Annotated in this window: 11 protein-coding genes; 3 read left to right on the forward strand and 8 right to left on the reverse strand. The window is 49.7% G+C overall.

The genetic code is table 11. The annotated features are described in order from the left end of the window. Positions 1–188 precede the first annotated feature (188 nt). The 3 genes from RQP18_RS10845 to RQP18_RS10855 all read right to left on the reverse strand — a co-directional run bounded on the left by RQP18_RS10845 (position 189) and on the right by RQP18_RS10855 (position 3141). On the reverse strand, positions 189–1457 hold the full coding sequence (locus tag RQP18_RS10845; RefSeq protein ID WP_342387695.1) for a UDP-N-acetylglucosamine 1-carboxyvinyltransferase: 1269 nt from the start codon (positions 1455–1457) through the stop codon (positions 189–191). A 27-nt stretch (positions 1458–1484) separates the two neighbouring features. Next, the gene (fsa, locus tag RQP18_RS10850; RefSeq protein WP_342387696.1) at positions 1485–2135 is read right to left on the reverse strand and encodes a fructose-6-phosphate aldolase; all 651 of its coding nucleotides are present in this window, start codon (positions 2133–2135) and stop codon (positions 1485–1487) included. Positions 2136–2283: 148 nt separating this feature from the next. Then, positions 2284–3141 carry a class II fructose-bisphosphate aldolase gene (locus RQP18_RS10855; protein ID WP_342387697.1) on the reverse strand — a complete coding sequence of 286 codons (858 nt, stop codon included), beginning with the start codon at positions 3139–3141 and terminating at the stop codon, positions 2284–2286. Positions 3142–3253: 112 nt separating this feature from the next. On the opposite strand from RQP18_RS10855, the gene RQP18_RS10860 reads away from it, so the two are divergent. After that, complete coding sequence (locus RQP18_RS10860; protein ID WP_342387698.1) at positions 3254–3766, forward strand: DUF2529 family protein; 513 nt, start codon at positions 3254–3256, stop codon at positions 3764–3766. Here the strand turns inward: RQP18_RS10860 and RQP18_RS10865 are convergent. The 4 genes from RQP18_RS10865 to RQP18_RS10880 all read right to left on the reverse strand — a co-directional run bounded on the left by RQP18_RS10865 (position 3684) and on the right by RQP18_RS10880 (position 9052). Next, a complete protein-coding gene (locus tag RQP18_RS10865) occupies positions 3684–5603 on the reverse strand; it encodes a heavy metal translocating P-type ATPase (protein WP_342387699.1) in 1920 nt (639 codons plus the stop codon). The genes RQP18_RS10860 and RQP18_RS10865 overlap by 83 nt on opposite strands. Positions 5604–5779: 176 nt before the next feature. Further along, positions 5780–7375, reverse strand: coding sequence for a CTP synthase (locus tag RQP18_RS10870; RefSeq protein WP_342387700.1), 1596 nt, complete (start codon positions 7373–7375; stop codon positions 5780–5782). Between the two features lie 221 nt (positions 7376–7596). Then, positions 7597–8139, reverse strand: a complete 543-nt coding sequence (gene rpoE, locus RQP18_RS10875; protein ID WP_342387701.1) for a DNA-directed RNA polymerase subunit delta — start codon at positions 8137–8139, stop codon at positions 7597–7599. 73 nt (positions 8140–8212) lie between these two features. Continuing rightward, entirely contained in the window at positions 8213–9052 is an 840-nt protein-coding gene (locus RQP18_RS10880) for a GNAT family N-acetyltransferase (RefSeq protein ID WP_342387702.1), read from the reverse strand. A gap of 160 nt (positions 9053–9212) precedes the next feature. On the opposite strand from RQP18_RS10880, the gene RQP18_RS10885 reads away from it, so the two are divergent. After that, positions 9213–10790 (forward strand): BCCT family transporter, encoded by a 1578-nt coding sequence (locus tag RQP18_RS10885; RefSeq protein WP_342387703.1) that lies wholly within the window; start codon positions 9213–9215, stop codon positions 10788–10790. Between the two features lie 74 nt (positions 10791–10864). Next, a complete protein-coding gene (gene coaW, locus RQP18_RS10890; RefSeq protein WP_342387704.1) occupies positions 10865–11662 on the forward strand; it encodes a type II pantothenate kinase in 798 nt (265 codons plus the stop codon). On the opposite strand, the gene RQP18_RS10895 is transcribed toward coaW, so the two are convergent. Further along, on the reverse strand, positions 11657–12367 hold the full coding sequence (locus tag RQP18_RS10895) for an ABC transporter ATP-binding protein (RefSeq protein WP_342387705.1): 711 nt from the start codon (positions 12365–12367) through the stop codon (positions 11657–11659). The two genes, coaW and RQP18_RS10895, sit on opposite strands and share 6 nt — an antisense overlap. Positions 12368–12418: the final 51 nt, after the last annotated feature.

Genomic DNA, 12418 nt, shown 5'->3' on the forward strand with positions numbered 1-12418 from the left:
ATTCACTTCACTTTCATGTATTGGGGTTTATGCTCTTTCAAGAGAGGGGTTGGGAAGAGGGGGGGATTTTAGCCATTCCATATTCTACACCATTGTTTTACAAAAGGAAAGATGGAGACGGGCCGGGAATCCGTCTCCTGAACACAGCAGGCTCGGACTGCCTGGGCAGTCCGAGCCGATGTTCCATATCAGTCTTCGTCCACTTCCTCGCGCCAGATTTCTGCGCCCAGGTGGTCGAGTTTTTTGACGATGTCCGTGTACCCGCGGTCGATATGATTGACGTTATGGATGGTTGTCACACCCTCTGCCGTCAGGCCGGAAATCAGCAGGCAGGCCCCTGCCCTCAAATCGCTCGCATAGACATGCGTGCCTTTGAGCTCGGAAGGGAAGATGAGCGCCGAGCCGCTATTCTGCTCGATTTTGGCATCCATCCTCACCAGTTCATCCACATGCCTGAACCGTGCAGGGTAGATTGTTTCGGTGATTTTGCTTACACCGCCCGCCATGAATAACAGAGGGGTCAACGGCTGCTGGAGATCCGTTGCAAATCCAGGATAAACCTGGGTTTTCACAGAAATCGGCTTATATGCATCAGGCTTTGTGATTGTTGCAAAGTCATCCCCGATTTCAATCTCCACACCCAGTTCCTCAAGCTTGGCAGTCAGTGATTCCATATGGGTGGGAATGATGTTGCGGACCGTGAAGTTATCGCCGACGGCCGCTCCGGTAATCATATAGGTACCTGCTTCGATGCGGTCCGGGATGATATTATGCCGTGTACCATGAAGTTTTTCCACACCATTGATCTTGATGGTATCCGTACCCGCACCACGGATGTCAGCCCCCATATTGTTCAGCAAGGAAGCAACATCCACCACTTCAGGCTCTTTTGCCACATTCTCAAGTATGGTCTTCCCCTCGGCACAGCTCGCTGCAATCATCAGATTGATGGTCGCTCCAACGGAAACGACATCAAAGAAGATCTTTGCACCTTTCAGCTTGTCCGCCACCAGGTACATGGCCCCATGTTCATTGGTCACCTTCGCGCCCAGGGACTCGAAGCCTTTGATATGCTGGTCGATCGGACGGGGTCCGAGCGGACATCCGCCGGGCAGGCCGATGACACATTTTTTGAATCGTGCCAGCATTGCGCCCATCATATAGTAGGATGCACGGAGTGACTGTACTTTGGTGTTCGGAAGCGGCATGTTCTCCGCGTCTTCGGCGTTGATTTCGAGCGTTGTCCCGTCGAGATACGTCTCTATATTCAAGTCATTCAGAAGGCTCATCAATGTCTTGACATCGGAGATTTCCGGAAGGCCTTCCAATACGACCTTCCCTTCTGAAGCCATCAATGAGGCAGGAATCAGTGCCACCGCACTGTTCTTTGCACCGCTGATTTCAACTTCACCAGACAGCGTACTGCCGCCCCTGACTTTAATTACTTCTTTACCCATAATTCTTCTCCTTATATGGCAGACCGCCTATTGGCCCTTTATACTGTTCCAATCTTCCAGGAACTTGTCGATTCCTTTATCCGTCAAAGGATGCTGCGTCAGCTTCTTCAGAACTTTATACGGAATCGTCGCAATATGCGCACCCGCAATTGCCGAGCCATGGATATGGGACTCGTTCCTGATGGAAGCGGCTATGATTTCCGTATCGATATCATGCACAGTGAAAATATGCTTGATGTCCGCAATCAGGTCGAGGCCTGTGAGTCCGATATCATCAAGCCTTCCAATGAACGGGGACACGTAGGTCGCACCGGACCGTGCAGCAGTGAGCGCCTGGACAGTATTGAATACCAGGGTGACATTTGTTTTGATGCCTTCACCGGACAATACTTTGACAGCCTTCATGCCCTCTTCCGTCATGGGAATCTTGACGATGATATGCTCATGGAGCTTGGCAAGTTCCCGGCCCTCTTCAATCATGCCGCCTGCATCAAGGGAAATGACTTCTCCACTCACTGGACCGCCTACAAGCTCGCATATTTCCACAAGCCGGTCATGGAATGAAATGCCTTTTTCCTTTGCAACAAGGGAAGGGTTGGTCGTCACACCTGCAAGCACACCCCACTCATTTATTTCTTTTATTTCGTCCATGTTCGCTGTATCAATAAAATATTTCATAAATCGATCGCACCTCCGTCTAGGTTATTGTTTCATTATAGGATAATCACCGTACAATCGGCAATGGATAATATATATTACCAAACTGTATACATCTTTCCTGTATAAATCAAATAAAAGCCATCCCGATCGGGACGGCTTCATCGCCTTAGGCTCTGTTGGAAGTACCAAATTCTTTGATTTTCCCCTGCACCGTTTCTTTGATCGCTTCCCTCGCAGGTCCGAGGTATTTGCGTGGATCGTAGACGTCGGCATCATTGGCAAGGACTTCCCTTACACGTTTCGCAGACGCAATCTGACTTTCAGTGTTTACATTGATCTTTGCTGTACCGAGGGAAATCGCCTTTTGGATGTCCTTCGTCGGAATGCCTGTACCACCATGCAGTACCAGCGGAATATCGGATTGGTTGCCGATCTCCTCCATTTCCTCGAAACCAAGATTCGGCTCGCCCTTGTAGGGGCCGTGCACAGAACCAAGTGCCGGAGCCAGACAGTCGATGCCTGTCCTTTCAACCAGTTCACGGCACTCTTCAGGGTCCGCATAGATGACGCCATCTGCGATGACATCATCTTCCTGTCCGCCGACTACACCGAGTTCCGCTTCGACAGAAACGCCTCTTTCATGTGCATATTCCACCACTCTTCTGGTTGTTGCAATGTTATCTTCGAAAGGACCATGGGAAGCATCGATCATGACCGATGTAAAGCCTGCACCGATTGCTTCGATGCACTTTTCGTAGCTTGATCCGTGATCGAGGTGGATTGCCACAGGCACCGTGATGTTCATATCGGACATGAGGCCTTCAATCATCTTGACCACCGTCTTCATGCCGCTCATGTACTTCGCAGCACCTTCCGAAACACCCAGGATGACTGGTGCATTCTCTTCTTCTGATGCCATGAGGATCGCTTGGGCGAATTCCATGTTGTTCACATTGTATTGGCCAACCGCATATCCTTCTTTTCTTGCTTTATTGAGCATTTCCGTCATTGATACTAAAGGCATTATAAGTTTCCTCCTAAAAGTTCGTTCCATTACGTGATTATAGCAAAAACATTTAATTCCAGGCAATGTTTTGGTAACATTGCATTACCATCAAGCCGAACGGAGAGATTACATGGATAAAATACTGCAGACGCAATTGACCAATATATACAATCATATCAACGCCCAGGAAGAGGAGATAGAAATGGCTGCACGCCTCCTGGCCCAGGCCGTGGGCAGCGAAGGCGAAATCCACCTGCAGACTTTCCATGACTTCAAAGGGATTGAACCATTCCTGCTGACCGGTTCTCTCGCCCTGCCGAAAACAAGGGCTTTCGATTCCCAGGATGCCGTCGATGCGCCCGATCGTGTGCTTGTCATTGCCAATCAGTTCGATGATGATGTCAAATCCTTCATTACAGGACTCCAGGATGCCGGGAAGGAATTTGTACTTGTTTCCAACTACAACAAGCATGAGGCTGAAATGATGGATCAACTTCACCATTATATCGATTTGTCATCCCCGCGTCCCCTCATACCGACGCCAAATTTCGACAAAATTGTTAACCCTTATATTTCTGCATTCCTATACTTCTACGATCATCTATATGTTCTTGTCGATGAAATGACGAATGAGGCATATTGAACTCCCTGTTGGCGAGCAGCCTCAGTCCATTCAGTATGACAAGGATCGTACTGCCTTCATGTCCGATGACGCCAAGCGGCAGGTTGATCGCCTGAAAGAAGTTGGAGGTTATCAGCACGAGGATGACAGCGACTGAGAAGATCAGGTTCTGCTTGATGACGCCGTCGAGCCGTGCAGAAAGCCGCATCATTTCCGGCAGCCTCGAAAGCTGCTCCTTCATCAGCACGATATCTGCCGTCTCAAGTGCTATCCCGGTGCCTTTTCCCATTGCCACGCCAATATCCGCCTGTTTGATGCCAGGCGCATCATTCACACCATCCCCAACCATCATGACGACACCCTTCTCCTTATAGGCATTGATATGCCTCACCTTGTCCTCGGGACTCTGATTGCCGATTACTTTTTTGAGCCCGATCGACTTGGCGATCGATTCCGCCGCCTTCGGGTTGTCTCCGGATATCATGACCGTCTCCTTGCCTATCCCATTGAGCCTCTGGATGACATCCGCCGCTTCCGGACGCTCGACGTCCTTCAGTGCAATGAGCGCCTTTTTAATTCCATCTTCAATATACACAGTAACCGTATGCCCCGTATCCAAAAGTTCGGATTTGAAAGGTTCCATGAAATCATCGGACTCTGCCTTGAACACCTGGACAAGGCGCCCGTCGACATGGCCTTCAACTCCCCGTCCAACTACATCATGGACATTCTCGGCCTCAAGCCCCTTCTGCTGTGACTCTGCAAAATGATCGCTGATCCTCATAGCCAATGGATGGTTGCTTCCTCTTTCGAGCGCATATATATGGGCGGCAATTCTCGAGCGATCCTCTTTGCTCTCCACTTCGAAATGTGTAATGACAGGCTCCCCTTTGGTCAATGTCCCCGTCTTGTCGAACAGTACATAATCCACATCATCCAGCTGCTCCATGAACTTGCCGCCCTTGACCAGCACACCATTTTTGGCGCTTGTGGAAATGGCTGACAGTGTTGCAGGCGTGATGGAGGCCACCACCGCGCATGGAGAGGCAACCACAAGCAGTACCATTGCCCGGTAGAATGTTTCGTTCCAGCCCCAGCCGAAAACATAGTGCGGCACGAACATCATGAAGGCTGTCGTTATGAGGACGATCCATACATATTTATTTTCAAATCGGTCGATGAACTGGGCACGCTTTGAAGGAACGCTTTCACTCTCGCGGACCATTTCGATCATCCTGTTGAAGATCGTTTCTTCATTATCCACTGTCATTCTGACTGAAACGACACCACCTTCATTTATGGAGCCGGTCAGTACGGTATCATCTGGGTTTTTGGTAACAAGCGCAGACTCTCCCGTCAGTGATGCTTCGTTCACTTCCGTCGCACCTTCAATGATGACTCCATCAATCGGGAATATATCCCCTCTGCGCACCATGACGACATCGCCGATGCTGAGGTCTTCGACATTGACAACCTCATATTCCCCGTCCGGCAGCTGTCTGCTGGCGACATTCGGTTTCATCTTGATGAGTGCCTGCACGGCATCGCGCGTCCTGCCCTCAGCATAAGCTTCGAGGGTACCGCTCAGACTGAAGATGAAGATGAGTATGGCGCCCTCGAACCAGTAGCCGATGATGGACGCCCCGATCGCCGCGATGATCATCAGCAGTTCAACATTCAGTTTCTTCTCATTGACAGTTGTTGTGATGCCTTCCCTTGCCTGGAACCACCCGCCGATGATGAAGGCCAGGATGAAGACGAATGGATACCATGAAATGCCAGTAAACCGTTCCATATAGAACCCCACTGCAATAAGAAGGCCGGAGACGACTGTAAAGTATAGTTGCAGCCTCTTCATTTCCCATCCCCCCAGGTATTTACATCTATTTATATTATACTTTATTTACCGTTGACGGAGGAATAAAATTACAAGGACTTTATGAAACTTATATGTATGATGACAATGATTGTCATTATTACAGCTTTAAACAAAAAACCGTCCCAACAATAATAGTCGGGACGGTTTTTGAAACTTTATTTTACACATGCATTGATCAGACCTTGGAATAACGGGTGCGGCCGTGTGGGTCTGGACTGGAATTCAGGGTGGAACTGCACAGCAACGAAGTAAGGGTGGTCGCGAAGTTCGATCATTTCCACCAGTCGTCCATCCGGGGATGTACCGGAGAATACCATGCCTTCCGCTTCCAGCTGCTCCTTATAACGGTTGTTGAACTCATAACGGTGACGGTGGCGTTCATCTATATGCGCCTTGCCATACAATTCCCGGGCAATCGTATCTTCTTTGATTTCACACGGGAAGCTGCCCAACCTCAATGTGCCGCCGAGATCCACTACATCTTTCTGGTCCGGCATCAGGTCGATGACCGGGTGCGGCGTACTTTCATCCAGTTCACTGGAATGGGCGCCTTCGAGTCCGGCCACGTTACGGGCAAACTCGACAGTGGCGAGCTGCATACCGAGGCAGATGCCAAGGAGTGGCACATTGTTCTGACGGGCATACTGAAGTGCATAGATCTTGCCTTCCACTCCACGCTCCCCGAATCCGCCCGGTACGAGGATGCCATCGACTTCCGCAAGCTCCGCTTCATAGTTGTCTTTTGTGAGGTGTTCGGAATTTATCCATTTGATGTCGATATCCGCCTGGCGCTCATACCCTGCATGCCTCAGGGATTCTGCAACCGACAGATACGCATCCTGCAGGGTGACGTATTTGCCGACCAGACCGATTGTAATCTTTCTTTCTATGCTGTTCAGGTTCTGCAGCAGGTGTTTCCAATCCTTGAGTTCCGCTTCCTTATCAGCCGTCATGTTGAGACGATCGATGACAAGGGAGTCCATCCGCTGTTCCTGCAGCCGGATGACAATATTATAGATCGTCTCCTCGTCTCTTGCCTCAATGACACTTTTCTTATCGATATCACAGAACAGTGCAATCTTGTCCCTCAAGTCTTCGGCCATCGGGTGTTCCGAACGCACGACGATCATATCCGGCTGGATGCCCAGGCCGCGCAGTTCCTTCACGCTGTGCTGGGTCGGCTTGGTCTTCATTTCGCCTGCGGCTTTGATGTATGGCAGAAGTGTGCAGTGTATATACATGACATTTTCGCGACCGAGATCGCTTCTCAGCTGACGGATGGATTCCAGGAAAGGCAACGATTCTATATCGCCTGTCGTGCCACCGATTTCAGTGATCACAATATCTGCATTGGATTCTTCCCCTGCCTGGATCAGACGGGATTTGATTTCATTGGTGATATGCGGGATTACCTGGACCGTACCACCCAGATAGTCGCCACGGCGTTCCTTCCGGATGACTTCGGAGTATACTTTCCCGGCTGTTACGTTGGAGTATTTGTGAAGATTGATATCGATGAAACGTTCATAGTGTCCAAGGTCAAGATCTGTCTCGGCTCCGTCTTCGGTGACGAACACTTCCCCATGCTGATATGGGCTCATCGTACCCGGGTCCACGTTCAAGTATGGATCGAATTTCTGAATCGTAATCGAGAACCCACGGTCCTTCAGCAGTCTTCCGAGTGACGCAGCTGTAATGCCCTTGCCAAGAGAGGAAACAACCCCGCCAGTCACAAAAATATATTTAGTCATTGCACTTCCTCCTGTGATTATAGAACTTGGTCGCCACCAGGTCATTGATGGCTGATTAGTGCGGTCATGCAGCAGGAAAGTTCGACACTTTCCCACCTGCAAATAAAAATGGCCCCCTTCCACACTTGGTGAAAAGGAGCCGTTCTTTACAATCCCTTTTTCAGGGAGCCCAATAAAAATAATATCACTTTTCTAATGAATGTCAACTGGAAGTTGCAGGCCTAGAGATCCGGTTTGTCCTCGTAGCTGTCCTCAAGTTCGTCTGTATCATCATACTCGACATCTTCCCCAATCGTTTTGTCCGGGGAGTCGTCGAGGTCGTCTTCGGCTTCCACTTCAGCTCCGTTGAGGGGGGAATCAAGATTCTCCACATCGGATTCCACAAGATCCTTGTCCTGGTCGAAAGCATCGCTGACACTGTCATCTTCGTCCTCGGCAATCTGCGGCTCCTCATCTTCCACGGCCAGCTCAATCTTATGGATAGTCGGGGCGATCTTATCGGAAATATCATCTATGGAATACCAGTCCCTGAGGCCCCACACACCATCTCCGGTACTCAGGAACCTGCCATCCGTATTGAGGTCCGTATAGAACTGCAGTATGCGGTTCTCGATTTCCTCATCGGAGTACCCTCCGATTTCCTTGAATTTATCGATGATGTCATACAGGTTCGCCTCTTTGCCAGAATCCTGCAGATACATATATGACATATCGATGAAGGAATTCTCGTCCATCATCTCTTTGGAGTATTCGTCCAGTCTCATTTCATTCATCCTTTCCAGTCTGGAATATCAAGGGATATCATACAGGGAAACTCTGTATGAATCAAGCACTATTTCAATAGTTTATATACTTCATCAATCTTTTCTTCCTGTCCTCATCTTCAAGCCTGACAAACCCAACCCTTTCAAACAGCCGTGCCCTGTCCCTGGCATCGTCCGTGTGGACCACCAGCTGCTTCACATCAGGAAGCACACGCCTCAGAAACGTCCCGAGCTGCCTCAAAGCGCTGGATGCCACACCGCGGTTGCGCTCCGACTCTTCGACATACAGATGGGAAATATTCAGCACTTCCCCATTGATCACGCCATCAATGTGCCCGACCGGCTTCTTCTGGTTGAGGATGATATCCACTTTGATATTCGGGGACTCGACCGACTCATCCTTTTTCAACTTGATGTTATGCACATATTTCTGATCAAGATCAAGATAGTAGAGGCGCTCTTTACCGATCGGCCCATCCTCCTTGGTTGCAGTATGTGCAAATCCCGCCCGTTCATACAGGTTCCAGGCCCCCTGGTTTTCCGCATCGACAACCAGATACAGATGGTCGAAATTGGCGAAATGCTCCTGTACGAACAGGGGCAGCGACATCGCCACCTTCGTGCCGTACCCCCGCCCCTGGAAGGCTTCATTGATTGAAAGGGAACGAATATATACCACTTCGTGGGGGGTCGCATATCCTTCATGCTGATAGTGTTTGTGAAGTACAAAAAAGCCGATGATCCCGTCTGTTTCGTTCAACACGACACAGGGCGTGCGATCAGGGTCACGGATCGCATCATCCAGCACATCCACAGGAAGGCTCGAATATATCTGCTGCTGCTCACTCAGTTTGAAGGCGGCAAGACTCGGTCTATCTTTTTCCATAAATGGCCGGATATGTATTTCACTCATTTATCTGAACCCCTTTTGACATGTATTGTCGTTTTGTTATGATACATACTATACCCTTTCAAGTATAAAATAGTCAGCGTGATATTCAACACCTTTGAAGTGTTTAATTTAATAAAGTTGGGGTAGATTAAATTACCATTTAATTCTAGGGGGAGAAAATTTGGACAACGACAATTTGGATAAGTCATCCAATTACAAAGGGGATTCCAGACAGAAATCCAAGCTCGGGCTTGTGTTCTGGGTTTCAGCTGCTGTCATCATCATTGCAGCAATCATTGCAACTGTCATTCCCGACCGGTTCCTGATAGCTTCCGAATCGGTATACGGATGGATTTCGAATTACTTCAGCTGGTTCTTCATGCTTGCTGTCTTCGGTTTTGCTGTATTTTTAATCTTTCTTGCACTATCACCATACGGACGCATCAAACTCGGCGGAGATCAATCAAAACCCGAGTTCTCATTCCGGTCATGGATCGGCATGCTGTTTTCTGCCGGGCTTGGTGTAGGTCTTGTATTCTTCGGGGTGGCGGAGCCGATGAGCCACTTCATGGTTTCACCATTTCCGGGCGGTGAGACGGAAACGGTCGACGCTGCCCGCATGGCAATGGGATACTCATTCTTCCACTGGGGGATTTCCCAATGGTCCATATTCGGTGTCGCCGGCCTGGCCATTGGATACAACCAGTACCGCAAGCAGAAGGATGGACTGGTTTCAACCTCTCTCGAACCTCTGCTCGGGACAGACTACAACCAGAAGGCGAGGAAATCCATCGATATTCTTGCTGTCATCGCAACCGTAACCGGCATGTCAACATCCATAGGTCTTGGCATCATGCAGATGGATGGCGGCCTCAACATTGCGTTTGGCCTTCCTTCCGGAGCACTTACGCAAATCATACTTACAGCACTGATGACCGGCCTCTTCATACTTTCCACAACAACAGGCCTGAAGCGCGGCATCAAGTGGCTGAGCAATCTGAATATGCTGCTGGCTGCAGTCATCACCATCTTCGTCATGGCTGTAGGCCCATTCACCTTCATCATGGAAAGCATCATTGTCGGTCTCGGGGACTATCTGTCAAACTATGTCGGATACTCCTTGCGCATGCAGCCTTATACTGGGGAAGTCTGGGTTCAGGAATGGACGGTATTCTACTGGGCATGGGTTATCGCATGGAGTCCATTCATAGGCTCATTCGTAGCCCGCGTGTCGAAAGGGCGTTCCATCCGCGAGTATGTCCTCGGCATCCTGATCATTCCACCGATGCTCTCATTCCTTTGGATTGGGGCACTCGGGGGTACAGCACTCTATTCCGACCTCTTCAATGGCACCAACATCGGTGAGCTCGTACTTGAGGATAACACTGCCGCCCTGTTTGCACTGTTCGACCAGCTTCCGATGACGCAGATCCTATCCGCACTCTCAATCCTGCTCATCTTTACATTCCTGGTCACCTCAGCAGACTCGGCAACATTCATCGTGGCCGGCATGACTTCCGGCAACACCGATGCACCAAGTACAAGGCTCAAAATCATCTGGGGTGTTCTTCTTGGAACACTCACAGTCACACTGATCATTGCCGGTGGTCTGACGAGTCTGCAGGCAGCATCACTGCTTGCCGGACTGCCATTCGGCGTCGTTCTCATAGCGATGATCATCTCCGTTTCAAAATCATTGAGACGCGAACCGAATGAGTCCATGAAGCGCCGCCAGCGCAAAGATCGTAAAAAGGCTTAAAATAAAATATTACTAAGAAAGAATGTCATTGGTATAATAAACCCAATGACATTCTTTCTATGTGGAGGCAATTTATGAAAATTGGAATTGATGCGGGCGGTACGCTCATAAAAGTGGCATACGTGGAAGGCGGCTCCAGGAAATTCGAAAAGTGGCCGTCTTCGGAAATTGACCACCTGATTGAAATACTTAATACCGGACATGCCGGGGACCAGCTTTTCCTTACTGGTGGAAAAGCTGAATACATGGCTGAAAAACTGAATAGCAATGACGGCATATCCATAGAATTCGATGCCACATACCGGGGACTTAAGACACTGATGTCCGAACAGGATATCGACCTCGACCACTTCGTCTATCTGAATGTCGGGACGGGAACAAGCTTCCATCATGCTTCTCCCCAAGGCCAGGAGCGTGTCGGAGGCTCAGGCGTCGGAGGGGGCACATTGATCGGACTGTCCAAACTTCTGGTCGATATGGACGACTATGATGAAATCATACGGCTGGCCGAAAAGGGCAATAGGGATGAAATAGACCTCAAAGTCCACCATATCTATGCCGGCAGACCGACGCCGATTCCGGGAGACCTCACAGCAAGCAACTTCGGCAATGTCCTCTCGGGTGATGTCTCAGCCATGCAGGCTGAAGACAAACTGCAGGCTGTCATCGGCCTTGTTGCCGAAACGGTGACGGCGGTCGGCATCAGCCTGGCCGAAGGTTTTGAAACCAATGATATGGTATTCATCGGCTCCACTCTTCTGGACAACACCGTCATGAAGGATATCATCAACCGCTATGCCGGCTTGAAAGGTGCGACAGCGCATATCATCCATAACGGAGAGTATTCCGGCGCCCTGGGTGCCATTCTATAGACGGTTGTGATAGACGAGAACCACGCCTTCCTGCCGTCTTACTGTCAACGGCAGTCCATAGCACCCTGACAGCATTTCAGCTGTGACTGCTGCAGACGGCATGGGTCCTTGGGCCCTGCCGTCTTTTATTAATGTGATGGTATCTGCATAAGTCATGGCAAGTGCAGCATCGTGCATGCTTGCCACGACCACTTTGCCCTCCGCTTCACTGCCCAGCCATTTCATCATTCCGTGCTGATAGTTCATATCAAGTCCCTGTTCCATCTCATCGACCATGATGACCGGCTTGTTCTCCAGGGCAACCTGGGCGCATTGGACCCTCTTGAATTCCCCGCCGGACAGATTTTCAATCGACTGTCCAAGCAAGGGCTCCAGCTCAAAATGCCGGACAGCTTCATCGAGCACCCTCTCCGGCACACTGCCGCTTGTCATGGTGAGGTATTCCCCGACGCGTATCCTGAATCTTGGGTTCTCCTGGGGCAGGTAGCTGATGACGCCTTCCACTTTTCCCAAAGGGTGTCCCCCGAACTGTATTTTCCTCCTATCGAGACCTTCATGACCATATCCTATGACGCCTTTCATGAGCGAGCTCTTCCCCCCTCCGTTTGGCCCCAGAATGACATTCATTCCTTGAGGGAACTCGATTTCTTCCAGGTCCAATACGAAGGTTTCATATGAAATTTGCAGCTGTTCAATTTTTAACATAAAAGTACCTCTACTAGTATTTTCTAAATGAGTCACTTATAATTATATACA

It is taken from the genome of Salinicoccus sp. Bachu38 (genome assembly GCF_038561955.2).
Lineage (GTDB): Bacteria > Bacillota > Bacilli > Staphylococcales > Salinicoccaceae > Salinicoccus > Salinicoccus bachuensis.

What these genes read in the sequence shown, in the direction of transcription:
- RQP18_RS10845 (WP_342387695.1), bottom strand. Translation starts at nt 1,457, where the DNA reads ATGGGTAAAGAAGTAATTAAAGTCAGGGGCGGCAGTACGCTGTCTGGT.
- fsa (WP_342387696.1), bottom strand. Translation starts at nt 2,135, where the DNA reads ATGAAATATTTTATTGATACAGCGAACATGGACGAAATAAAAGAAATA.
- RQP18_RS10855 (WP_342387697.1), bottom strand. Translation starts at nt 3,141, where the DNA reads ATGCCTTTAGTATCAATGACGGAAATGCTCAATAAAGCAAGAAAAGAA.
- RQP18_RS10860 (WP_342387698.1), top strand. Translation starts at nt 3,254, where the DNA reads ATGGATAAAATACTGCAGACGCAATTGACCAATATATACAATCATATC.
- RQP18_RS10865 (WP_342387699.1), bottom strand. Translation starts at nt 5,603, where the DNA reads ATGAAGAGGCTGCAACTATACTTTACAGTCGTCTCCGGCCTTCTTATT.
- RQP18_RS10870 (WP_342387700.1), bottom strand. Translation starts at nt 7,375, where the DNA reads ATGACTAAATATATTTTTGTGACTGGCGGGGTTGTTTCCTCTCTTGGC.
- rpoE (WP_342387701.1), bottom strand. Translation starts at nt 8,139, where the DNA reads ATGAGACTGGACGAATACTCCAAAGAGATGATGGACGAGAATTCCTTC.
- RQP18_RS10880 (WP_342387702.1), bottom strand. Translation starts at nt 9,052, where the DNA reads ATGAGTGAAATACATATCCGGCCATTTATGGAAAAAGATAGACCGAGT.
- coaW (WP_342387704.1), top strand. Translation starts at nt 10,865, where the DNA reads ATGAAAATTGGAATTGATGCGGGCGGTACGCTCATAAAAGTGGCATAC.
- RQP18_RS10895 (WP_342387705.1), bottom strand. Translation starts at nt 12,367, where the DNA reads ATGTTAAAAATTGAACAGCTGCAAATTTCATATGAAACCTTCGTATTG.